Source organism: Ruegeria sp. HKCCD6119 (genome assembly GCF_013110585.1).
Lineage (GTDB): Bacteria > Pseudomonadota > Alphaproteobacteria > Rhodobacterales > Rhodobacteraceae > Ruegeria.
The window spans coordinates 38,797-60,148 of sequence record NZ_WVQV01000006.1; the positions used below are offsets into that span (position 1 = coordinate 38,797).

Below are 21,352 nucleotides of genomic sequence, written 5' to 3' on the forward strand. Positions count from 1 at the left end.
CGATCAAGAGTCCGTGTTGCAGAACAAATCATAAAGCAGGCGGATCACTTTTTCCGTGGCACCGTCGCGCAATGAATAATAGACCGTTTTGCCTTCCCGGCGCGTCGAGACCAACTCTTCCTCGCGCAGGCGTGCCAGCATCTGGCTGACGGCAGCCTGCCGTAGCTGAAGCAGCTCTTCAAGTTGGCCGACGGATTTTTCACCACCGCCAAGATGGCACAAGATCATCAGGCGCCCTTCATGTGCCAGTGTTTTAAGAAATGCAGCCGCGCGTGCAGCGTTGTCTTTCATGTCCGGCGGAGCGTCTGTTGGGTGTGCCTGAGGTTCGGTTTCGTTAAGTGCCACTTTCGGACCGTCATATCGCGTTTCGTGATGCCAATATGCATCAAGGCCATTTGTATTGTCACCCCTCGGTTGCCGGGGCGCCCCCTTGAAAAGCGTTGCCTTCAACGTAATCGCATGGGTCCTCCTGCATTTGCAGATGCAACCCGTCGCCGTCATATGGGTGCGCGCGGGCCAGGTCTTCATCGACATCGATCCCAAGGCCCGGAGTATCCGGGGCGGCGACAAAGCCATTCTCGACCCGGATCGAGCCCTTGATCAGTAGATCGTGGAACGGTGTTTCGATGGTTTCCAGAAGCAGCAGGTTGGGAATGGACGCCGCCAGATGAATATTGGCGGCCCATTCCACCGGACCCGCATAGAGGTGCGGTGCCATCTGCGCGTTGAAGACCTCGGCCATGGCGGCGACTTTCTTCATCTCCCATATTCCGCCTGCACGCCCCAGCGCCGGTTGCAGGATTTCGGCGGCTCCGGCGCGCAGGACGGCTCCGAATTCGGCCTTTGTGGTCATCCGTTCTCCGGTGGCAACCGGAATGCGTACATTGCGCGCGACGCGGGCCATGTCTTCGATATTGTCCGGCGGCGTAGGTTCCTCGAACCACAGGGGTTGGTATGGTTCCAACGCCTGCCCCAGCCGAATTGCACCGGCTGTGTTGAACTGGCCATGGGTGCCGAACAGCAGATCGGCCCTGTCCCCCACGGCCTCGCGGATCGCTTTGCAGAAGGCGACGGACATGGAAATGTCGCTCATCGCGGGCATGTGCCCGCCGCGGATGGTATAGGGGCCGGCCGGGTCGAATTTCACGGCGGTGTAGCCACGGTTCACCATTTCCGCCGCCGTTTCACCGGCCTGTTCGGCAGAGGTCCAGAAATCGTTCAGGTTGTGCTGGGGCAGGGGGTACAGGTAAGTATAGGCCCGGATCCGGTCATTCATCCTGCCGCCCAGCAGCGCATGCACCGGCCTGTCGCGATCTTTGCCCAGAATGTCCCAGCAGGCAATTTCCAACCCCGAGAATGCGCCCATCACCGTCAGGTCCGGCCGCTGCGTAAAGCCGCTGGAATAGGCGCGGCGGAACATGAGTTCAATGTTTTCGGGGTTTTCTCCCAACATATGCCGGTCGAACACGTCCTGAATGACATGACGCATCGCTACAGGGCCCACGGACGAGGCATAACACTCACCCCATCCCGTGATGCCGGTATCGGTCGTCACTTTGACAAGTATCCAGTATCGCCCTCCCCAGCCCGGGGCGGGCGGGGCGGTGACGATGACGTCGAGATCCTGAAGTTTCATCCCAAATCCTTTCGGTGGGTCAGGTCCTGTCGAACAGGATCACATTTCGCTTGGCCGATCCGGTTTTGGTGTCGGCGATGGCCTCGTTGATCTGATCCAGAGACCAGCGGCCCGAGATCAGCTCGTCCAGTTTCAGCCGTCCCTGCTTATACAGGTCCACCATCCAGGGTATGTCGCGCTGAATGACCACGTCGCCCATTTTCGACCCGACGACACCCTGGCCCAGGGCTGCCAATACAACGGGTTCATAGCTGGCCATGTCACCGGAATGTGGCATTCCGATCATGATCGCCTTGCCGCCGCGCCCAAGATAGCGCGGAGCCTGATCATAAGCGGGAATCGCGCCGACGGTGATCAGAACGGCATCGGCACCGCGCCCCCCCAGCGCCCTGTATGCGGCTTTCCAAGGTTGATCCAAGCTGGCCAAAACGCCATGGGTTGCGCCGAACTCTTTGGCGATCTCAAGCTTTTCTTCGGTCATGTCCACGGCCACGATCCGCCGCGCGCCTGCAATCCGCGCGCCTTGAATTGCGTTCAGGCCGACCCCGCCCGCCCCAATGACCACCACGTCCTGACCAGGGCGCACGCCTGCCGCATTAACCGCAGCGCCGACCCCGGTGATCACGCCGCAGGACAGCAGGCTGGCCAGTTCCTTAGGCAGGTCATCCGGGATTTTGACAATCTGGCGGTGGCTTACCATGACCTTTTCGGCAAAGGCCCCGCATGCCATCGCCTGTTCGAGCGCGCCGCCATCGCCTGTTTTCAATGGACCTTTGACAGTGTCGTAGGGTGTTTCGCAAATTGTCGGTTGCCCGCCTGCACAGGCAGGGCAAGACCCGCAGGCGCGGATCAGGGTCACCACCACAGGGTCGCCGACCTTGAAATCCCCGGCCGCGTCTCCGACTGCGGTGATCACGCCTGCGGCTTCGTGCCCGTAAACCGCTGGCAGGAACCCTCCCCATGCGCCTTCGGCATAGGAAATGTCCGAATGGCAGATGGCCACGGCATCCAGTGTCACCTGGACCTCGCCCGTGCCGGGGGGGGCCAGATAAACGTCTTCGATCACCAGTGGCTCGCCAAATGCCCGGCAGACTGCGGCTTTGATTTTTTGCATGTTGTCCCTCACTCCCGTTGGGTTCACGGTGGCGCGGGAAAAGGCGGCTCGCAAGGCAGAAACCGCCATTTGCGTGTCGTTGTTACGCCACGACAGGCCGGGACCGTCTAAACAGTAGGTACCCTGCCAGCATCAACAAGAGTGCCAGCAGAAACGGGGCGCCAGGCAGGTAGAGCGGGGTGTCAGGTCGAATGAACTGCGCGAATACGCTGGTCATCACCAACGGTGAGATCACCATCGAAAGCGCATGCAACGCAGTCAGGACACCCTGCAATTCACCTTGCTGAGAATCTGGTGTGGCCCGTGACATCATCGCCTGAAGGGCGGGCGTGATGACCGCCCCAATGGCGGTAATCGGAATGAGAAGCAGTGCTATCAGGCCGTTGGTCAGAAAGGCCAGAATGGCGAAGCTTATGATTTCAAAGATCATGCCATAGATGATTGTTGCCCGCTCGCCCAAAAGCCGGATGGCCGGGCGGATCAGACCGCCTTGCACGACGGCCATGCCGATACCATAGATTCCAAGCGACAGGCCGATCATCTGCGCGGACCAACCGAAGCGCTCGGTCGTGAAATAGGACCAGATGGCCGGATAGACGTAGATTGAAACCGAATACAGGAAATAGACCCACAGCATAGGCCGGATGCCGGGCAATAATGCTATGGCGCGAAGCGAGTTCACCGGGTTCGCGCGCCGCAGGTTGAAGGCACGCCTGTTTTCATCGGTCACCGTTTCGGGCATCACGAAATATCCGATGCAGAAGGTCAGCGCCGCCAAACCCGCAGCAGCCCAGAATGGTGCGCGGGTTCCAAATTCGCTTAGCAATCCGCCGATCACCGGACCCAGAACGAACCCCACGCCAAATGCCGCGCCCAGAAGGCCGAAATTTGCGGCCTTGTCTTTTGGGTCGGACACATCGGCCATGAAAGCCGCCGCCGTCGAATGGGTGGCCGCCGTTATGCCGCCGACGATACGTCCGACCAGCAAAAGCCAGATGCTGCCCGCCAAGGCCATGACGACGTAGTCCAGCGCCATGACGAACAAGGACACCAGCAATACCGTTCTGCGCCCGTAAGCATCGGAAAGGTTTCCTAGAATGGGGCCGAAGATGAATTGCATCGCGGCAAAGGCTGTGCTCAGCACACCGCCCCAGATCGCGGCATTGGCCAGGGTGCCGCCCTGAACCTCGACGATCAGTTGCGGCATGATCGGCATCACAAGACCAATGCCCATAGCATCGATCATGACGATGTAGAGGATAAAGAAAAACGGCAGACGCATGGGACCTGAACACATGAGTTGTGAGCGGCACCCTAGTCATGCCCGACGAATGAGGGAAGAGACAGTTCCGCGGGACACCCCATGTCGTTGCGGCAGGTTGTTAGAGTTTGCCCGCCAGTTCGGACAGAAGCTCAGCCAATTCCTGCGGATGTGAAAAAAACGGCGAATGCGAGCTGTCGATTGTACGTCGAAGGTTTTCGGGGACGCAGGCGCTCATGTCTGCCTGGTACTCGGTCGGTATCGTGTGGTCGTCGGTTGTTCGGATATAGGCCTTGGGGACCTTGGAAAAGCGAGGGCCGACAGGCAGCGGTGTTTCTTGTGGCAGGATGGCTTGCGGACACAGGCGCGCGTATGCGTATGGCAGGACGTCGTCCGGGCAATCGTGATAAAACAGCTGTGGGATCGCATCCACTGACACGGTATAGGAAAGCCCGTCCGCAGATTTTTCCACTGCGTGCGCAATGGTTTGCCGTGGCCCGCGCCTGCGCATTTCCGCCATCGAAAGACCATCCCGAGGGACATAGGCACACAGGTAAATCAAGGCGCGCATCGCATCCGGGCGGGCCTCGGCCGCTGCGCTGATCGGAAAGCCGGCCCAGGAATGGCCGACGACGATCGTATCGGGTGTACAGGCGTTCAAAATGGCATCGCGGCAACCGTCCAGCGTGACGTCGGCCACCGGCGTGGGGTCTGCACCATGGCTGGGCATGTCGATGGCGCGGGCGGTATGGCCCAGGGCTTCCAAAGCGGGGATCAGGTCGCGCCAGCACCAGGCGCCGTGACACGAGCCATGGACCAACAGGAAGGACGCCATTGTCATTCTCCTTCAGACATGTCCGATCTCGGTCAGAAATCCGGTCAGGATTTCTGCGTATTCCGCGGGATTCTCAACGCAAGGCAAATGTCCAACGCGGCGGATCAGCCGAAATCGGGATCCGGGCACAAGATCAATCGTTTCCCGCACCAGATCGGGTGGGGTCGATCCGTCTTCGCTGCCCGCAATTCCAAGCGTAGGCAGGCGCAGGCCGCTTGTGGGGGTATAAAAGTCGGTACCGGCAATGGCGGCACAGCAGCCCAGATACCCTTCGACTGGTTGGCTGACCATCATATCGCGCCAGGGCAGGTAATTTTGGGCGTGGCGGAATTCGCGCGAGAACCAACGCTCCATCGTGGCATTGGCCAAAGCCTCGATCCCGCCCTTTCGCACCGCCTGAATGCGCTCTTGCCAGATCGAAGGCGTGGCGATCTTGGCAGCGGTGTTCGATAGCACCAGCGCTCGAATCTGGTCCATGCGTTTGATCGCCAGCCCCTGCGCGATCATCCCGCCAATCGAGAGGCCGACAAAGACGCAATCGCGAACCTGAAGGTGATCCAGCAGCGCCTCGGCATCCCGCACCAAAGCGCCCATCGAATAGGGTGCAGGGGGCACCGAGGATTGCCCGTGCCCACGTTTGTCATACCGGATGATGCGCAGCCCGTCGGGCATGTATGGCAGCACCGCGTCCCAAAGATGCAGGTCGGTTCCCAGGGAATTGGCAAACACAATGGGCGCACCGTCCGTGGGGCCGTCGATGCGATAGTTCAGTTTCACGTCGCCCAGATCAGCGATCATCATGACAAAGGTCCTTGTCGTCATGCCGTCCTGATGCAATTTGCACAGCTTTCGCACCCATGTCAGGTCAGGAATTCCAACGCCTTAGCAAATATTCCCGGATCGACATTCCCGCCCGATGTGACGACGATCACGTCGTCGCCTTCGATCTCGTCGCCCCGGAAAAGGGCCGCGGCCAGTGCTACGGCGCCGCCGGGTTCCAATACGATTTTAAGGCGCAGAAAGGCATATGCCATGGCCTGCAATGCCTCGTCTTCGGTGACAGAGAGTCCGGGGCCGCAAAGACGGTGAAGGATCGGAAAGGTGATGTCGCCGGGCTGCGGTGTCAGGATCGCATCGCATATGTTACCCGACGCCGCATTGTTGTTTTGAATGCGACCTGACGCCAAGGATCGTTTGACGTCGTCGAACCCTTCCGGCTCACAGGGGCGCGCCCGCAAATTCGGCGCGTGTTTCTCCAGCGCCAGCGCAATGCCCGAGGTCAAACCTCCGCCGCCGCAACAGACCAGAACATCCGACTGCGAAACCCCAATTTCCGCGGCCTGCCTGGCGATTTCCAGCCCGGTTGTGCCTTGTCCCGCGATGACCTGCGGTTCGTCATAGGGGCGGATCAGGGTCAGACCACGTTCAGCAGCGATGGCTTCGCCTATTTCCTCCCGTTTTTCATTCGCGCGATCGTACAAAACGACTTCGCCGCCCAGCGCCCGGGTGTTGTCGATCTTGAGCTGCGGCGCGTCCGATGGCATGACAATGACCGAGGCAATCCCATGTTTCGAAGCGGCCATCGCAACGCCTTGCGCATGGTTGCCCGATGAATATGCGATCACACCACGCTGGCGTATGCCTTCATCCAGCGCCGAAATGGCCGACCACGCGCCGCGAAACTTGAAACTGCCGGTATGTTGCAGGCATTCCGGTTTGACCCAAATGCGGCGGCCCGCAAGCGTGTCGAGAAAGGGCGACGACAGGATCGGCGTTTCGCGAACGTGTCCTTTCAGCCGTTCTGCGGCGGCTTCGATCATCTCAAATGTGCTCATGCGGCGTTCTTCAATACCTTCTGTATCAGGTCCAGTGATTGGACTTCGTTCAGGAACGGAACATGCCCGCGATCCGGTACCTCGACCGAGATCAGCTCCGGGTGTCGATGCCGCATCTCGGCCAGAGTGTCCGCGCCCAGAACATCGGAATTCGCGCCCCGGATCACACCGGTGGGAATGCCACGCAAGGCTTCGAAGAACACCCAAAGATCAGGGGCTGCCGCGCTTGCAGCTTGTTCAAGAAGCCCCTTGCGCAGGGCTGGATCATATCGCAGCTTCAGCCCGTCTTTGCGCATTTCATACTGAAATTCTGCCTGCTTGCGCCAGGTCTCCAGTGGAACACCGGGAAATTGTGGCTCCATTACGTGTTTCAATGCGGCGGCGGCTTCATCATAGGTTTTGGCGGTGGGCTGCGCCCCCACGTAGGCCATGATCTTGGCGATGCCCGACGGCTCGATAACCGGACCCACGTCATTCAGAATTACGGCGGCCAGACGTTCGGGGTGGCTTGCGGCCAGCGCCATGGCGATCAGCCCGCCGCGCGATGTTCCCAGAATGACTGCTTTCTCGATCCCCAGATGATCGAGCAGCTCAATCGCGTCATGGGATTCGCGGAAGATATTGTAATTCATAAAGTCGGGGTCGTATTCCGAACGCCCGCGCCCCCTGTAATCCATGGCGATCATGCGCAGGCCCGAGGCATGTGGCGCAAAAAACGAAAAGTCGCGGCTGTTTCGGGTCAGACCGGCCAGGCACAAAAGCGGCGTGCCGGTGCCGGACTCTTTGAAATAGATGCGCCTGCCGTCCGTTGTCATGAATTCTGACATCAGAGACCGGCCAGCTTGGGAATCGAGGCCAGATCGGACAGCACATGCGCAGGTGTCCAGGGAAGGCGATCCATGGGTTCACCAATCCGATTGACCCATGCGGTCACAAAACCGTACCCGCTGGCCCCGGCAGCGTCCCAGCCGTTCGAACTGACGAACAAAACGTCATCGCGTGCGCAGCCAAACCTGTCTTGCACCAGATCATAGACACGGGCGTGGGGTTTGAAGACGCCGACGCTTTCGACCGACAGCACATCATCCAATACATCGCCGATTCCGGCGGACTTCACGGCTCCGTCCAGCATCGGGGGCGACCCGTTGGACAGGATCGCCGTTTGCAGCCCACCATCCTTGAGGGCTTTCAGCATGGCCGGAACTTCGGGATAGGCCTGCAATTCCCAATAGAGATCAAGCAGACGTTGGCGCAGCCCCGGGTTGCCTTGCAGGCCTGCGGCCTCCAGAGCCCAATCCAGCCCGTCCTGGGTAATGTCCCAGAAATCCGCATGCGCATCCGCCACGGCGCGCAGCCATGTGTATTGCAGTTGTTTCAGACGCCAATGCCCCGCAACGGTGGTCCATTTGTCTTTCAGGGCTTCGAAACCCGGCTCGTCTGCCGCCTGTCGGGCAGCCGCGGCAACATCGAACAATGTTCCGTAGGCATCGAACACACAGGTCGTGATCGGCATATAGTCCTCCTTAGATTGCGCGCAGGTTGGCACATCGGCGCAGGGGGTGAAAGAGCCGAGGGTTTACAACATTGTGTCAACCTATAGGGTTGGCCGCTTAACCCCTTGGAACGGCCGGAGGCCACGATGACCGAAATCAAACAAGGCGACACGGTTCGCATCCACTACACCGGGACATTGCTGGACGGCAAAGTCTTTGACAGCTCGGACGGGCGTGATCCGTTGGAATTCGTGGTCGGGTCGGGCCAGATCATCCCGGGGCTGGACCGTGCCATGCCGGGCCTGTCCACCGGGGACAAGACGCGGGTGGAAATTGCCTGTACAGACGCCTACGGCCCGATCAACCCTGCGATGCGTCAGGAAATTCCCCGTGAAGGCATTCCAGACGACATCCCCCTGGATCCCGGGACACAGTTGCAGATGCAAACGCCAGAAGGTCAGGCCGTGCCTGTAACGGTTGTGGATTCAAACGAAGCCACCGTTACTCTGGATGCAAATCACCCGCTGGCAGGGCAGGATCTGGTTTTCGAGATCGAAGTCGTTTCAGTCAACTGAGACATGGTTCGGGCCGGATGTCCGGCCCGGATCTCACCCTATCAGAGCGTGAATCGCGGCCCTTACCTGTGGCTGCGTAAAGAAGACGAACACCAGCAACAGTGAAGTCAACGTAAGCAATAGCACCCTGGCCCGTTGGCTGAGAAAGCCGGGCTTTCGCCGGCTTTGCGTCGCGCGTGCATTGTTTGCAATGATTTGGTCAAGTTTGCTCATATCGATTACCTGCCGCCTAATGATGGTGAAATCTGGGCAGCGGCAGGGAAAGATATGGTCACATGGATTCGGGCTGAGGCATGCCCAGAACGTGGAAGCCACCGTCAACGCGGATGATCTCACCCGACGTGCAGGCACCTGCATCTGACGTCAGGTACACAGCCGTTCCGCCGACAGCTTCAAGTGTGGCGTTAGAGCGCATCGGTGCATTCTGATCGCAGAATTTGTAGGTCTTGCGGGCACCGCCGATCGCTGCACCGGCGAGGGTTCTCATCGGCCCTGGGGAAATCGCGTTCACGCGGATGCCATCGGGGCCAAGATCGTTGGCCAAATAGCGCGTTGCCGATTCCAGCGCAGCCTTTGCGACACCCATCACGTTGTAGTTGGGCACAACCCGGTTGGAGCCCTGATACGTCAGGGTCAGCAGGGAACCGCCATTGTCTTTCATCAACGGATAGGCGCGACGCGCGACCTCGATGAAGGAATAGGCCGAGACATCCATCGAATGCTTGAAATTCGCACGTGTGGTATTCAGGAACCGACCTGTCAGCTCGGACTTGTCCGAATAGGCGATAGCATGCACCAGGAAATCTATGGTGGGCCAACGTTCGGCCAGCTCGCCAAATGCGCGATCCAGCGACTCGTCGTCGGTGACATCCGCATCGACCATGAAATCGCTGCCCAAGCTCTGAGCCAGCGGCTCCAGCCGCTTTCCGAATGCCTCGCCCTGATAGGTGAATGCCAGTTCGGCGCCAGCCTCGTGCATGGCCTTGGCAATGCCCCACGCAATCGAGCGGTCATTGGCCACGCCCATGATCAGGCCGCGTTTACCTTTGAGAAGATCCGACATTACTTTCACCCGTTATACTTTGAAAGAACCATGGACCCGTTCGTGCCGCCAAAGCCGAAGCTGTTGGTCATGACACTGTCCAGTCCTGCGTTTTCAACCACTTGAGTTGCAATTTCACCGGGCTGAATGCCTTCGGCAAGCGTGTCGACATTGATCGATGGAGTAATGAAATCATTTTCCAGCATCAGCAGGCAGAAAATCGTCTCAAGCGCGCCCGCCGCGCCCTGAGCGTGGCCTGTCATCGACTTCGTCGAGGAGATGGGGGGTACATTGCCTTCGCCAAAGATGCGGCGCACCGCCTCTACCTCACCCACGTCGCCGACGGGGGTCGAGGTGCCGTGAGCATTGATATAGCCGACCTTGCGCCCCTCGGGCAGGGTACTCAGAGCTAGTCGCATCGCGCGCTCGCCGCCCTCACCTGAAGGAGCAACCATGTCGTGACCATCTGAAGTTGCGGCATAACCTGTAACTTCAGCATAAATTTTGGCGCCGCGGGCCAGAGCGTGGTCCAGCTCTTCCAGAACAACGATTCCACCGCCGCCCGAAATCACGAAACCATCACGGTTTTCGTCGAACGCGCGCGAGGCTCTATCGGGTGTGTCATTATATTTCGACGACATCGCGCCCATTGCGTCGAACAGGCAGGAAAGCGTCCAGTCCAGTTCTTCACCGCCGCCGGCGAACATCACGTCCTGCTTGCCCAGCATGATCTGTTCGGCCGCGTTGCCGATGCAATGCAGCGAGGTTGAGCAGGCCGAGGTGATCGAATAGTTGATGCCCTTGATCTTGAACGCGGTCGCCAGATTGGCCGAGATCGTCGAGCACATGCATTTTGGCACGGCAAACGGCCCGATGCGCTTGGTCGCGCCCGTCTTCAGAACGGTTTGATGCGCCGTCAGCATCGCGCTGGTCGAAGGTCCGCCAGAGCCCGCAACCAGCCCGGTGCGTGGATTGACGATCTGGTCTTCGGTCAGCCCGGAATCGGCAATCGCCTGGCTCATGGCGATATGTGCATAGGCGGCCCCTGGACCCATAAAGCGCAATGTGCGCTTGTCCACATGCTGGGCCACGTCGATCTTGAGCGTACCCGCGATCTGGCTGCGAAAACCATGTTCTGCCATCTGCTCGCTGGCCACGATCCCGGATTTACCTGCTTTGAGCGAGGTCAGAACCTCTTCGGCATTGTTCCCGATCGAGGACACAACCCCCAGACCGGTGACGACTACTCGACGCATGTGCGCACTCCTTGTTTCAGACCGTTCAGGCTCAGGCCTCGGATAGAACGACCTTCATGTCCTTGACATCATAAATCATCTCGCCATCGGCTTCGACAATGCCATCCGCCACACCCATTGTCAGGCGGCGCGTTTGAATCGCTTTTTTGAAATCGATTTTATACGTCAGCATCTTGCGGTCCGGGCGAACCATGCCGGTCAGCTTTACTTCGCCGACGCCGACGGCCATGCCGCGCCCCTGCCATCCACGCCAGCCAAGGTTGAAACCGGTCAGTTGCCAAAGCCCGTCCAGCCCCAGACAGCCCGGCATGATCGGGTTGCCCGGAAAGTGGCACTCAAAGAACCAAAGGTCGGGTGTGATGTCGAATTCGGCCAGCACATGGCCCTTGCCGTGCAGACCACCATCGGCAGAGATGTCGGTGATCCGGTCCATCATCAGCATCGGTGGGGCGGGCAATTGTGCGTTGCCGGGGCCAAATAACTCACCACGAGCGCATTTCAGCAGATCATCTTTGTCAAAACTGCTAGGGAACTGGGCCATTCTGCCACCTTTCCTGCCGGGGGTCTGTCTTTACATCTGGCTTCGTCTAACACCCGTTTGCAAGGTCCTGCAAGAGCGGCGCGCCACATCATGTTGTGTTGGTTCTTATCTTGCGAATGAATTTCATTTGTAATTGCCGGTGATGCGCCCCTATATATAAAGGCAGGAATAATGGGTATCGGATCGATGACACCTCAGAGCCGCGAAATCGCAACAGGTTGGCTGGTGAATGCCGGCTTGCGACCGACGCGTCAGCGCGTGGCGCTGGCCGAGCTTTTGGTGGGCGACGGCCGCCATCGCCACGTCACCGCAGAAAGCCTATTTGAATCGGCAAAGGCGAATGGCGATGCGGTGTCTCTGGCAACGGTCTACAACACTTTGCGTGCTTTTTGCGATGCGGGTGTGCTGCAAGAAATCACAGTGGACGGATCGAAAAGCTACTTCGACACGAACACGCATGATCATCCCCACTTTTATTGGGAAGACGACGCAAGGCTAAGCGATGCGCCGTCGGATCAGCTGGTCATTCAGCGCCTTCCCGAGGCGCCGGAAGGTGTCGAAATCGCATCTGTCGATGTCGTCATTCGCTTGCGCAAAAAGTAAAAGACCTTAAACGCCTGTCAGCCCGGCCACCAAAACTCGCTCGGCCTTTTCGATGACCGTGTCAGAGGGTCCTGTGCCGTGCCGCGCCAGAACGACGGATTCTGCTGTGTCCGGATTGGCAATCGGTACGCTGACCAGATGCTTGTTGTCATAGCTGAAGCTGCTGGGTGGGCTGGCATAGCTGATCCCGATTCCCTCACCATGGGCGGCAAGGCTGCGTTGAATCTCAAGGGATGCCGCCCGGTGCGCGACGGTAGGGCGCAGCCCGTTTTGTCGGAACAGGCCGAGAATGTGTTGGGCGGATAATCCTTCCGAAGACAGAATCAACGGATGACCTTCCAGCGCTGCAAGGGTGACTTCTGTGGTTGTCGCCAATGGATGATCCGGGGACATCAAGGCCTTCGGTCTGCTGTCGAACAGTTTTGTACGGGCGAACCCCGCATCCATGGTCAGGTCGTATGTGATTGCGATGTCAATCTGGCCATCCATCAATCCATTCAGCAGCCCTTCGAAGGACCCGGCCACATAGGTAAGGTTGAGATCGGTGAACGTGTTGCGGAGAAGTTGCAGGGCCGGGGCCAAAAGGAAGGGGGCCAGGTCCGTAAAGCAGCCCAATCTCAGCCTGGAGGTGCCCGGCGCGGAGGTATCGGACGTTTCGATTCGCGCAGCATTTTCCAGCAAGACCTCGGCGTTCTCTATGAACGTACGTCCCTGAGGTGTCAGTGCCATGGCTGCACCCCGGCGGCGAACGAACAGCGGATACCCCAAATGGGCTTCAACACGCGTCAGCGCAGTGGACAAGGCCGGTTGCGAAACATTGAGATGCTGGGCTGCCGCCGACAAACTGCCGTGACGCCCGACTGCACAGACATATTCATATTGGCGCAGCGAAATATATAACATGAGATTAATAATAACTTCGAAAGATATGATTTGAACAGAATGCATTTTTTCGGTCAAAAGCAAAAAAACTTCAGGAGCTGCCGATGCCACACCGTCTTGTTACTCAGCAGATGATCGACACTTATCAGGCCGACGGCGTCGTACTGGTCAAAGGGCTGTTTGCGGATCACGTGGATCAACTGCGCGATGGTGTGGCCGCGAATATGGCCGATCCCGGTCCCTATGCCTCGGAAAACAAGAAGGCGGGTGAAACAGGTCGTTTCTTTGATGATTACTGCAATTGGACCCGGATTCCGCAGTTCCGCGACGTGATCGAGACGTCTCCCGCAGCTGAGGTTGCCGCGGATCTGATGCAATCGAGACGCGTTCAGATGTTTCACGATCACGTGCTGGTCAAGGAACCCGGTACGTCGATGGCGACACCGTGGCATCAGGACGGCCCATATTATTTCGTCGAGGGTCAGCAGACGATCAGCTTCTGGTCTCCGCTTGATCCGGTCAGACAGGCGACGCTGCGGTGTGTTGCCGGGTCGCACCGATGGGATAAAGAAGTTCTGCCGACCCGATGGGTTTCCGAGGACGGCTTTTTCCCGGATGAAGGTCAGTACATCCCCGTGCCGGATCCGGATGCCGAAGGTATGAAGGTCATCGAATTCGAGATGGAGCCCGGCGATGCCGTCGCTTTCAACTATCGCACGCTGCACGGTGCGCGCGGAAACCAGTCGGACAGCCGTCGCCGCGCCTTTTCACTGCGGCTGGTGGGCGACGATGCCCGGTATGTAGAGCGCCCCGGCCGAACCTCGCCCCCGTTTCCCGGTCATGACATGACGCCGGGACAGCGCCTGCGCGAGGATTGGTTTCCGATCTTGTTGCAGCGCCAGGCCGGCTCAGAACCACTGACCTGATTCGATCAGCCCGAGATCCAGCAGCTGGCGGGACTGCCATTCAAACGGCACCGAGTTGCGCCAGCGAAAGCTTCGGATGTCAAAGGTTGACCCTGCATTGGATTTCAGCGCCTTCGCGGCACGGAAAGAACAAATGGCGGCCGTCAGGTTGTGATGCCAGGGACAGGAATAGGTATTGTATTCCGGTTCGTTGAAAGTGTGATCGGGTCTCAGCACCAGGTTTTTTTGTGCTTTGAACAATGCGATGCGGTCGATCCTGCGACGTTCGTAGGGAATGTGGTCCTCGAACCGCCACCGCAACCCGCCCGAAAGATCCACCTGACGGTCCAGCGGTTGGCCGCTTGGGTCGTGGCGGGTATGGGCATAATAGCCAACACTGTCGAACATGGCCTGATCGGGGGCCACGCCATTGGGATGTGCGGTCAGATCCTCGGCGTACAGGTCAATGACATAGCTGAGCATCGCATTGCGACGCTCTTCACCATGAAAGACAAGCATCTCGCCCACGCTGCGCGTTTCGCAGTAGGGAAAGAACAGGTATTCGGCGTTGTAGCAATAATACATCCAGATGCCGGGTGCGGCCTGAATGATCCTGTTTATGGTTTCGAACACGACCAGCCGGGGAACACATTTCAAATTGACCCGATGCACCTTGGCGGACAGGTCCTCTGTCAGATGAAACTCGTCCGGTGCAAAGACGATGACGGATTTGAAACCCAGCCTCAGATGATGGTGCAGCGTGCTGGCCAACTCGACGTCGTCCTCGGCAAAAATCAATGCTACGGGGCCTTTGGCCAGTGCGGCCTGTCCCGATTTCAGGAAATGGTCGAGGGAATCGTACGTCATCGGGTGTTTTTTGGTCCGGCCTTGCTGGAAAGTCCTGCCAAATTCGGGTAATTGCGCCCGCATTGCAAGCGGCGTTCGAAGCGTATAGATGACGCCGATCCAGCGAATGCAAAGGCCCGTCCCATGTCTGAACCGAAGAAGCTGTTTATCAAGACTTATGGCTGTCAGATGAACGTCTATGACAGTGAACGCATGTCCGAGGCGCTGGGCGGGCAGGGCTATGTCGAAACCAAAACGCCTGACGATGCCGACATGATTCTGCTGAACACTTGTCACATCCGCGAAAAAGCGGCTGAGAAAGTGTATTCGGAACTCGGTCGCTTCAAGGGTCTGAAAGCCGAAAAGCCTGACCTGAAAATCGGTGTGGCAGGCTGTGTTGCGCAGGCCGAAGGTGAAGAAATCATGCGCCGCCAACCGCTGGTCGATCTGGTCGTCGGTCCGCAAAGCTATCACCGTCTGCCCGAGATGGAGGCCAAGACCCGTGCGGGCGAAAAGGCGCTGGACACCGATTTCCCCGAGGAAGACAAGTTTGAAAAACTGAAAAACCGTCCCAAGGCCAAACGCGGCCCGACGGCGTTTCTGACCGTTCAGGAAGGGTGCGACAAGTTCTGCGCCTTCTGCGTGGTGCCTTATACGCGTGGGGCCGAAGTCAGCCGCCCCGCTGATCGCATCATCCGCGAAGCCCATGATCTGGTTGAACGCGGCGTGCGCGAGATCACGCTGTTGGGTCAGAACGTGAACGCCTATCACGGGGCCGGCCCCGACGGAGACATGACCCTGGCCGGGCTGATCTGGGAACTGAACAAGGTTGACGGGCTGGAACGTATTCGTTTCACCACGTCGCACCCCAATGACATGGCCGACGACCTGATCGAGGCACATGGCAGCTGTGAGAAACTGATGCCGTATCTGCACCTGCCGGTTCAGTCGGGCTCGGACCGTATCCTCAAGCGAATGAATCGCAGCCACACGGCAGAAAGCTATCTGCGCCTGATCGAACGCATTCGTGCGGCGCGCCCGGATATTGTGATGTCGGGGGACTTCATCGTCGGCTTCCCAGAAGAAACCGAAGAGGATTTTCAGGCAACGATGGATTTGGTTGAAGAGGTCAAATACGGCTACGCCTATTCCTTCAAGTATTCCACACGCCCGGGAACACCAGCGGCCGAACGAGCTCAGGTTGATCCGGCTGCGGCGGATGATCGATTGCAGCGCCTTCAGGCCCTTATCACACGGCACCAAAGGGAAATTCAGGACGGTATGGTCGGTCGTACAGTCCGCGTTTTGTTTGAAAAACCGGGCCGCCTGCCGGGCCAGATGGTCGGAAAATCCGAGTATCTGCATTCGGTGCATGTGAAAGGGCCCGAGATTGCCGTTGGTGATCTGAAAGAGGTCCGGATCACCGACTCGGGCGCCAACTCTTTGGCGGGTGAGCTGCTCTGAGTCGGTAAGATTCCGCCGTTCAGACACCATAGTTGGTGTTTGTTTCCAAAATTTACCCTTGATTTATTGCTTGGAACTATGCTCCGAGAGGAGCCATGTTTTTCAGGCGCCGTTATTGCGTCAAAAAACGATTATACGCCGATCTTAAGATCGGAGTGATGGAGGTACGAGTGCCAATCTTGAACAGCTTCAGGACCCTGAGCCTAGTGAAAACCTTGCCTTTGGCCTCGGTTGTTACTTTTTTTGCCAGCGCGACGATTGCCGGAGACCTGAAGGGCACGACAACCGATCCTGTCGTTATCAGCCCCAAGAAGTTCAGCAGTGACGTCAGTGCATTTTACCTGGGGATTGCTGGAGGCTACGCCTCAGGCTGGGACGATCGATTTGGTCTGAGAACGCCCGCCGGGCTGTTTGATATTGGCGACCTGAACGTATCCGGCGCATACGGCGGCTTTCGTGGTGGTTGGCGTGGTGTTCTGCCTTCAAGGTGGGGGCGTGATTTCGTCTATGGTTTTGAAGTCAGTTATGATTTCGGATCCTTGGACGACAGTGTCAGGGCCCAGATCGGCGGTTCGAACGTTGAGGGTGGGGCAGAGATATCTGACGTTTTGTCCCTCAAATATCGAAGCGGCCTGACAAGCCGAAATGGTCGGGTTCTGTACTTTTTCAGCGTCGGTTACCTATGGGGCGATGTTGAAACAACCAACAACATCACATCCGGAGCTACAGTACAGAGCTTTTCGGCATCGGATCGGCGGGGCGGATATACCGCAAGCATCGGTGCCGAACACAAGCTGACCGACAATTGGTCGGTCACCGGCGAATACGAATACGTCCAGTTCAAATCCGAAGACGTTCAATTCGGTTCGGGCTTTTCCACGAAGTCCACACCGAAATACGGCGGCTTGAGATTCGGGCTGAACTATACGTTCTGATGCGCGTCTGACAGGCTTTTTTCTTTTGTATGATCGGCGCTTTTGTCATCCGCGGGCTTATTTTTGAAACTGTGGCTTGCGCCCACCGAGATTTGTTGTCTACGCTCGGGGTGAACCGCCAAGACAGGAGAACGGATTGGCCATCGGTGCCCTGACCCCACCGCAAGACGAAATGCCCCAACGCGAGGCGTTTTTAGAGTTTCCCGACAACCGATTGTTGATTGACCTGTGCGGCGAATACGACCGCAATCTGACCGACATCGAAAGCAAGCTTTCCGTCCAGATCGTACGCCGCGGCAACCAGCTTGTCGTGATGGGCGATGAAGACGCCCAGAAGCAGGCTATTGAGGTGCTGCAATCGCTTTACACGCGCTTGGAAGGCGGGCGCGAGGTCGAGGCCGCGGACGTGGACCGAGAACTGCGGATGGGTGGTTCGGAACAGGGGACCGGCAGCCGCGACGGCGATCAGTTGGAAATGTTCAAGGGCGGTTCAGTCGAGATCAAAACCCGCAAGAAACTGGTGGAACCGCGCACGGACGCCCAGAAAGCTTATGTGCAGTCACTGTTTCAAAATGAGCTTGCATTTGGCATTGGGCCTGCTGGCACGGGGAAAACCTATCTGGCTGTTGCCGTGGGCGTGTCGATGTTCATTGGCGGGCATGTGGATCGAATCATCCTCAGCCGCCCGGCGGTCGAAGCGGGTGAAAAATTGGGCTATCTGCCCGGTGACATGAAAGACAAGGTCGATCCCTACATGCAGCCGCTGTACGACGCGCTGAATGATTTTCTGCCCGGCAAGCAACTGGCCAAGTTGATTGAGGAAAAGCGAATCGAAATAGCGCCGCTGGCGTTCATGCGTGGACGCACGTTGGCCAATGCTTTTGTGGTGCTGGACGAAGCACAAAACGCTACGACCATGCAGATGAAGATGTTCCTGACTCGTCTGGGCGAAGGCAGCCGCATGGTAATCACCGGCGACAGGTCTCAGGTGGATTTGCCACGCGGCGTTCAGTCGGGTTTGCAGGATGCGGAAAGACTGTTGAAAACGATACCCAACATCAGTTTCAACTATTTCACGTCCAAGGACGTGGTTCGCCACCCGCTTGTGGCCGCGATCATCGAGGCGTATGAGGCGGATGCGGGCCGGGAATCCACTTGATTGCAAGGCTCATTCACAGGGCTTTTGTGCGATAAGATGAATCTGGAACTCACTGTCGAAGACGACCGGTGGCAAGGGCTTGAAGCTTTGTCGCGGCAAGCGATGTCCGCTGTCTTGTCCTATGCGGAACTGGACCCTGAACTTTGCGAGATCAGCGTTCTGGGATGCGATGACGCACGCATTTCGGAACTGAACGCCGAGTTTCGCGGCAAACCAGCCGCCACCAATGTTCTGAGCTGGCCGGCAGAAGATTTGGCCCCGGAGGAAGCCGGGCAAGCGCCCCATCCGCCAAAGCCGGATTTCACTGGTGAAATTCCTTTGGGCGATATTGCGATCTCCTTCGACACCTGCGCGCGTGAGGCGGATGAGGCAGGCAAGGACGTTGACGATCACGTCATCCATTTGCTTGTTCACGGAACGTTGCATTTGCTGGGATATGATCACATTCGTGACCCCGACGCCGCTTTGATGGAAGGGATTGAGGTCGAGATACTTGGCAAGTTGGGTATAGATGACCCATATAAGGTATAAGGTGGGTCATGTGACCCGATCAATTGGAACAAGGTAATGGGCGAAACAGACGGCAGTTCTAGGGCGGCGCAAAGCGCGCAACCTCAGGACAGCGGCAATGATACAGAAGAGAAAAGCGGGTTTATTTCCCGAATTTTCGATGCGTTTTCGAGTCAGGAGACTCAGCAAAACCCGGGGATGAACGGGCAGAGCGCAGCGGCAGCTCGGCCTCACGGGATGATGAACCTGCGCAGGATGCGCGTCGAAGACGTGGCCATTCCCACGGCCGAGATCATCGCGGTTCCTTCGACCATCACCAAGGATGAGCTGGCTGACGTGTTCCGGGACAGTGGGTTGTCCAGAATTCCGGTCTATGAAGGAACGCTGGATACGCCGTTGGGCTTCGTTCACCTCAAGGATTTAGCGCTGACCCATGGTTTCAATGGCGGTGCGGACAAGTTTGACCTGAAATCCATGTTGCGCACGCTTTTGTTCGTGCCGCCTTCAATGCCGATCGGTGTCCTGCTGACCAAGATGCAGACCGAACGTCGCCATATGGCGTTGGTGATTGATGAGTATGGCGGCGTCGACGGGCTGCTGACGATCGAAGACTTGATCGAGCAGGTCGTGGGTGAGATCGCGGACGAACACGATGCAGACGAAGATCAGCTTTGGGTGCAGGAAAAGCCGGGCTGTTACGTTGTGCAGGCACGTGTGCCGCTTGAGGACTTCGAGGCCGAGATCGGCAGATCCTTGACCAGCCACGAGGATGTGGATGAAGAAGACATCGACACGCTGGGGGGGCTAGTGTTCATGCTGTCCGGGCGTGTTCCGGCACGGGGTGAGGTCGTGATTCATCCGGAAGGGCCGGAATTCGAAGTGATCGAAGCCGACCCGCGACGCATCAAACGGTTGCGCGTCATGCTGCCGGACGTCGCTGCATGACGCCTGTCCGGGGCTGGCCGTTATCGTTGAGATTGTTTGCCGCCGCCGCACTGGGCGCCTTCGGCGCTTTTGGCCAGGCACCGCATGGGTATTGGGGCGCTACGGTTGTTGCACTGGTTTTGACCGTTCCGGTGTTCCTCGCCAGTGAAACCCGTGCTCGCGCGGGGTGGATCGGCTGGTTCTTCGCCACCGGCTATTTTGCCCATGCGCTCAGCTGGATCATCGAGCCCTTTCAGGTGGATGCAGAGCGTCACGCCTGGATGGCACCGTTTGCGCTGGTGTTAATGGCTGGCGGGCTCGCCCTGTTCTGGGCAATTGCGTTTCGACTTGCGCGGCATGTTGGCGCGACCGCCATGCAGCAAGGCGTTTTGCTGATCGCAACGCTGTCGCTGGCCGAACTGGCCCGGGGATACGTGCTGACCGGGTTCCCTTGGGGCGGAGTGGCGCAAATCTGGGTGAATACGCCCGTGGCGCAAGTGCTGTCTCTGGTGGGGCCGTATGGCTTGAATGTGCTGACATTTGCCGTGGCGTTTCCGATAGGGGCGGCACTGATTCAGGAAAGACGCTTGCGGGCACTGGTCCGTCCACTGGGATTTACAGCTGCGGCGGCGGTGCTGGCGATTGGCTATGCGTCGATGCGGCCAACGGTTCAGGAAGGCCGGCACACAGTTCGTGTCGTTCAGCCCAACGCGCCGCAACACCAAAAGTGGGATCCGGCATATGCGCCCTTGTTCTTTGCCCGTCAGATTGAATATTCCGCCGCTTTGCCCAGACCGGACCTGATCGTCTGGCCCGAGACCGCAGTTCCAGCCTGGCTGGGCAGCGCGCAACCGTATTTGACGGCCATTGCGGATGCCGCTCAGGGGACGCCCGTGGTTTTGGGGATCCAGCGTGGAGACGGCCCGAGGATTTTCAACTCGATGGTCTATCTGGATGAAGCCGGGCAGCAGGGCGGTCTGTATGACAAACACCATCTGGCCCCGTTTGGAGAATATGTGCCTTTTGGCGAGTTGATGGGCCGTTTTGGGATTTATGGGATGGCGGCCACAACGGGGCATGGATTCAGCGCAGGGCCGGGGCCCGAGCTCTTGGGCCTTGGCAAATTGGGAAGGGCGCTGCCTCTGATCTGTTACGAAGCCGTGTTCCCGCAAGATGTGAACGGGGCGGCGGGTCGGGCGGACTTTCTGTTGCAGATCACAAATGACGCGTGGTTCGGAACGCGTTCGGGACCGTTTCAGCATCTGGCACAGGCCCGGATGAGGGCAATTGAACAGGGTCTGCCGATGATCCGTTCGGCCAATACCGGCATATCGGCCATGATTGACCCATTGGGTCAGGTCACGGCCTCATTGGCGCTGGGCAAGGCGGGATACGTGGATGCGATCCTGCCGCAGCCACATCAGCCAACAGTTTATTCCCGCATCGGGGACAGCCCTGTTCTTGGACTGCTATTGTTTCTTGCTGCATTGGCGTGGTTCAACATCCGTCGCCTGACCAAATAATTTAAGATTGACC

Annotated in this window: 23 protein-coding genes; 9 read left to right on the top strand and 14 right to left on the bottom strand. The window is 58.2% G+C overall.

The genetic code is table 11. From position 1 onward, the window contains the following. Positions 1–3 precede the first annotated feature (3 nt). From GS611_RS14165 to GS611_RS14205, 9 genes are all read right to left on the bottom strand, one after another. Positions 4–291, bottom strand: coding sequence for a helix-turn-helix transcriptional regulator (locus GS611_RS14165; RefSeq protein WP_171636950.1), 288 nt, complete (start codon positions 289–291; stop codon positions 4–6). A 112-nt stretch (positions 292–403) separates the two neighbouring features. Next, the gene (locus GS611_RS14170) at positions 404–1,636 is read right to left on the bottom strand and encodes a mandelate racemase/muconate lactonizing enzyme family protein (RefSeq protein ID WP_171636716.1); all 1,233 of its coding nucleotides are present in this window, start codon (positions 1,634–1,636) and stop codon (positions 404–406) included. A gap of 19 nt (positions 1,637–1,655) precedes the next feature. Then, positions 1,656–2,750 (bottom strand): Zn-dependent alcohol dehydrogenase, encoded by a 1,095-nt coding sequence (locus tag GS611_RS14175; RefSeq protein ID WP_171636718.1) that lies wholly within the window; start codon positions 2,748–2,750, stop codon positions 1,656–1,658. 82 nt (positions 2,751–2,832) lie between these two features. Next, a complete protein-coding gene (locus GS611_RS14180) occupies positions 2,833–4,032 on the bottom strand; it encodes a TCR/Tet family MFS transporter (protein ID WP_171636720.1) in 1,200 nt (399 codons plus the stop codon). 100 nt (positions 4,033–4,132) lie between these two features. Beyond that, positions 4,133–4,846, bottom strand: coding sequence for an alpha/beta fold hydrolase (locus tag GS611_RS14185; protein WP_171636722.1), 714 nt, complete (start codon positions 4,844–4,846; stop codon positions 4,133–4,135). 12 nt (positions 4,847–4,858) lie between these two features. Continuing rightward, positions 4,859–5,647, bottom strand: a complete 789-nt coding sequence (gene pcaD, locus GS611_RS14190; RefSeq protein WP_171636952.1) for a 3-oxoadipate enol-lactonase — start codon at positions 5,645–5,647, stop codon at positions 4,859–4,861. A gap of 59 nt (positions 5,648–5,706) precedes the next feature. After that, positions 5,707–6,681 carry a threonine/serine dehydratase gene (locus GS611_RS14195; protein ID WP_171636724.1) on the bottom strand — a complete coding sequence of 325 codons (975 nt, stop codon included), beginning with the start codon at positions 6,679–6,681 and terminating at the stop codon, positions 5,707–5,709. Beyond that, on the bottom strand, positions 6,678–7,508 hold the full coding sequence (locus tag GS611_RS14200) for an alpha/beta fold hydrolase (RefSeq protein ID WP_171636726.1): 831 nt from the start codon (positions 7,506–7,508) through the stop codon (positions 6,678–6,680). Before GS611_RS14200 ends, GS611_RS14195 begins: the two co-directional genes overlap by 4 nt. Continuing rightward, a complete protein-coding gene (locus GS611_RS14205; RefSeq protein ID WP_171636728.1) occupies positions 7,508–8,194 on the bottom strand; it encodes a haloacid dehalogenase type II in 687 nt (228 codons plus the stop codon). The genes GS611_RS14200 and GS611_RS14205 overlap by 1 nt, the downstream gene beginning before the upstream one ends. Before the next feature lie 126 nt (positions 8,195–8,320). Between GS611_RS14205 and GS611_RS14210 the strand changes: the two genes are divergently transcribed. Continuing rightward, the gene (locus GS611_RS14210) at positions 8,321–8,749 is read left to right on the top strand and encodes a peptidylprolyl isomerase (protein WP_171330048.1); all 429 of its coding nucleotides are present in this window, start codon (positions 8,321–8,323) and stop codon (positions 8,747–8,749) included. A gap of 271 nt (positions 8,750–9,020) precedes the next feature. On the opposite strand, the gene GS611_RS14215 is transcribed toward GS611_RS14210, so the two are convergent. The 3 genes from GS611_RS14215 to fabA are packed head-to-tail and all read right to left on the bottom strand — an operon-like array spanning position 9,021 to position 11,588. Then, positions 9,021–9,812, bottom strand: a complete 792-nt coding sequence (locus GS611_RS14215; protein ID WP_171636730.1) for an enoyl-ACP reductase — start codon at positions 9,810–9,812, stop codon at positions 9,021–9,023. Positions 9,813–9,817: 5 nt separating this feature from the next. Continuing rightward, complete coding sequence (gene fabB / locus GS611_RS14220) at positions 9,818–11,047, bottom strand: beta-ketoacyl-ACP synthase I (RefSeq protein WP_171636732.1); 1,230 nt, start codon at positions 11,045–11,047, stop codon at positions 9,818–9,820. Positions 11,048–11,078: 31 nt separating this feature from the next. Next, positions 11,079–11,588: a bifunctional 3-hydroxydecanoyl-ACP dehydratase/trans-2-decenoyl-ACP isomerase gene (gene fabA, locus GS611_RS14225; RefSeq protein ID WP_152457158.1), complete on the bottom strand. Its 510-nt coding sequence runs from the start codon at positions 11,586–11,588 to the stop codon at positions 11,079–11,081. Positions 11,589–11,774: 186 nt separating this feature from the next. Between fabA and irrA the strand changes: the two genes are divergently transcribed. Continuing rightward, complete coding sequence (gene irrA, locus GS611_RS14230; protein ID WP_170344907.1) at positions 11,775–12,191, top strand: iron response transcriptional regulator IrrA; 417 nt, start codon at positions 11,775–11,777, stop codon at positions 12,189–12,191. Positions 12,192–12,197: 6 nt separating this feature from the next. On the opposite strand, the gene GS611_RS14235 is transcribed toward irrA, so the two are convergent. After that, entirely contained in the window at positions 12,198–13,094 is an 897-nt protein-coding gene (locus GS611_RS14235; protein ID WP_171636733.1) for a LysR family transcriptional regulator, read from the bottom strand. Between the two features lie 83 nt (positions 13,095–13,177). Between GS611_RS14235 and GS611_RS14240 the strand changes: the two genes are divergently transcribed. Next, positions 13,178–13,999: a phytanoyl-CoA dioxygenase family protein gene (locus GS611_RS14240; RefSeq protein WP_171636735.1), complete on the top strand. Its 822-nt coding sequence runs from the start codon at positions 13,178–13,180 to the stop codon at positions 13,997–13,999. Here GS611_RS14240 and GS611_RS14245 read toward each other — a convergent pair. After that, complete coding sequence (locus GS611_RS14245) at positions 13,982–14,845, bottom strand: hypothetical protein (protein WP_171636737.1); 864 nt, start codon at positions 14,843–14,845, stop codon at positions 13,982–13,984. The two genes, GS611_RS14240 and GS611_RS14245, sit on opposite strands and share 18 nt — an antisense overlap. A 123-nt stretch (positions 14,846–14,968) precedes the next feature. Between GS611_RS14245 and miaB the strand changes: the two genes are divergently transcribed. The 6 genes from miaB (at position 14,969) to lnt (ending at position 21,339) form a co-directional block, all read left to right on the top strand. Continuing rightward, complete coding sequence (miaB, locus tag GS611_RS14250; RefSeq protein WP_171636739.1) at positions 14,969–16,288, top strand: tRNA (N6-isopentenyl adenosine(37)-C2)-methylthiotransferase MiaB; 1,320 nt, start codon at positions 14,969–14,971, stop codon at positions 16,286–16,288. Between the two features lie 170 nt (positions 16,289–16,458). After that, positions 16,459–17,223, top strand: a complete 765-nt coding sequence (locus GS611_RS14255; RefSeq protein ID WP_348539536.1) for an outer membrane beta-barrel protein — start codon at positions 16,459–16,461, stop codon at positions 17,221–17,223. Between the two features lie 136 nt (positions 17,224–17,359). Then, positions 17,360–18,382 (top strand): PhoH family protein, encoded by a 1,023-nt coding sequence (locus GS611_RS14260; protein WP_171636743.1) that lies wholly within the window; start codon positions 17,360–17,362, stop codon positions 18,380–18,382. Between the two features lie 36 nt (positions 18,383–18,418). Beyond that, complete coding sequence (gene ybeY / locus GS611_RS14265; RefSeq protein WP_171636745.1) at positions 18,419–18,913, top strand: rRNA maturation RNase YbeY; 495 nt, start codon at positions 18,419–18,421, stop codon at positions 18,911–18,913. Positions 18,914–18,949: 36 nt separating this feature from the next. Beyond that, on the top strand, positions 18,950–19,837 hold the full coding sequence (locus GS611_RS14270; RefSeq protein WP_171636747.1) for a hemolysin family protein: 888 nt from the start codon (positions 18,950–18,952) through the stop codon (positions 19,835–19,837). Continuing rightward, positions 19,834–21,339 (top strand): apolipoprotein N-acyltransferase, encoded by a 1,506-nt coding sequence (lnt, locus tag GS611_RS14275; protein ID WP_171636749.1) that lies wholly within the window; start codon positions 19,834–19,836, stop codon positions 21,337–21,339. The genes GS611_RS14270 and lnt overlap by 4 nt, the downstream gene beginning before the upstream one ends. Positions 21,340–21,352 lie beyond the last annotated feature (13 nt).

What these genes read in the sequence shown, in the direction of transcription:
- GS611_RS14165 (WP_171636950.1), bottom strand. Translation starts at nt 291, where the DNA reads ATGAAAGACAACGCTGCACGCGCGGCTGCATTTCTTAAAACACTGGCA.
- GS611_RS14170 (WP_171636716.1), bottom strand. Translation starts at nt 1,636, where the DNA reads ATGAAACTTCAGGATCTCGACGTCATCGTCACCGCCCCGCCCGCCCCG.
- GS611_RS14175 (WP_171636718.1), bottom strand. Translation starts at nt 2,750, where the DNA reads ATGCAAAAAATCAAAGCCGCAGTCTGCCGGGCATTTGGCGAGCCACTG.
- GS611_RS14180 (WP_171636720.1), bottom strand. Translation starts at nt 4,032, where the DNA reads ATGCGTCTGCCGTTTTTCTTTATCCTCTACATCGTCATGATCGATGCT.
- GS611_RS14185 (WP_171636722.1), bottom strand. Translation starts at nt 4,846, where the DNA reads ATGGCGTCCTTCCTGTTGGTCCATGGCTCGTGTCACGGCGCCTGGTGC.
- pcaD (WP_171636952.1), bottom strand. Translation starts at nt 5,647, where the DNA reads ATGATGATCGCTGATCTGGGCGACGTGAAACTGAACTATCGCATCGAC.
- GS611_RS14195 (WP_171636724.1), bottom strand. Translation starts at nt 6,681, where the DNA reads ATGAGCACATTTGAGATGATCGAAGCCGCCGCAGAACGGCTGAAAGGA.
- GS611_RS14200 (WP_171636726.1), bottom strand. Translation starts at nt 7,508, where the DNA reads ATGTCAGAATTCATGACAACGGACGGCAGGCGCATCTATTTCAAAGAG.
- GS611_RS14205 (WP_171636728.1), bottom strand. Translation starts at nt 8,194, where the DNA reads ATGCCGATCACGACCTGTGTGTTCGATGCCTACGGAACATTGTTCGAT.
- GS611_RS14210 (WP_171330048.1), top strand. Translation starts at nt 8,321, where the DNA reads ATGACCGAAATCAAACAAGGCGACACGGTTCGCATCCACTACACCGGG.
- GS611_RS14215 (WP_171636730.1), bottom strand. Translation starts at nt 9,812, where the DNA reads ATGTCGGATCTTCTCAAAGGTAAACGCGGCCTGATCATGGGCGTGGCC.
- fabB (WP_171636732.1), bottom strand. Translation starts at nt 11,047, where the DNA reads ATGCGTCGAGTAGTCGTCACCGGTCTGGGGGTTGTGTCCTCGATCGGG.
- fabA (WP_152457158.1), bottom strand. Translation starts at nt 11,588, where the DNA reads ATGGCCCAGTTCCCTAGCAGTTTTGACAAAGATGATCTGCTGAAATGC.
- irrA (WP_170344907.1), top strand. Translation starts at nt 11,775, where the DNA reads ATGACACCTCAGAGCCGCGAAATCGCAACAGGTTGGCTGGTGAATGCC.
- GS611_RS14235 (WP_171636733.1), bottom strand. Translation starts at nt 13,094, where the DNA reads ATGTTATATATTTCGCTGCGCCAATATGAATATGTCTGTGCAGTCGGG.
- GS611_RS14240 (WP_171636735.1), top strand. Translation starts at nt 13,178, where the DNA reads ATGCCACACCGTCTTGTTACTCAGCAGATGATCGACACTTATCAGGCC.
- GS611_RS14245 (WP_171636737.1), bottom strand. Translation starts at nt 14,845, where the DNA reads ATGACGTACGATTCCCTCGACCATTTCCTGAAATCGGGACAGGCCGCA.
- miaB (WP_171636739.1), top strand. Translation starts at nt 14,969, where the DNA reads ATGTCTGAACCGAAGAAGCTGTTTATCAAGACTTATGGCTGTCAGATG.
- ybeY (WP_171636745.1), top strand. Translation starts at nt 18,419, where the DNA reads ATGAATCTGGAACTCACTGTCGAAGACGACCGGTGGCAAGGGCTTGAA.
- GS611_RS14270 (WP_171636747.1), top strand. Translation starts at nt 18,950, where the DNA reads ATGGGCGAAACAGACGGCAGTTCTAGGGCGGCGCAAAGCGCGCAACCT.
- lnt (WP_171636749.1), top strand. Translation starts at nt 19,834, where the DNA reads ATGACGCCTGTCCGGGGCTGGCCGTTATCGTTGAGATTGTTTGCCGCC.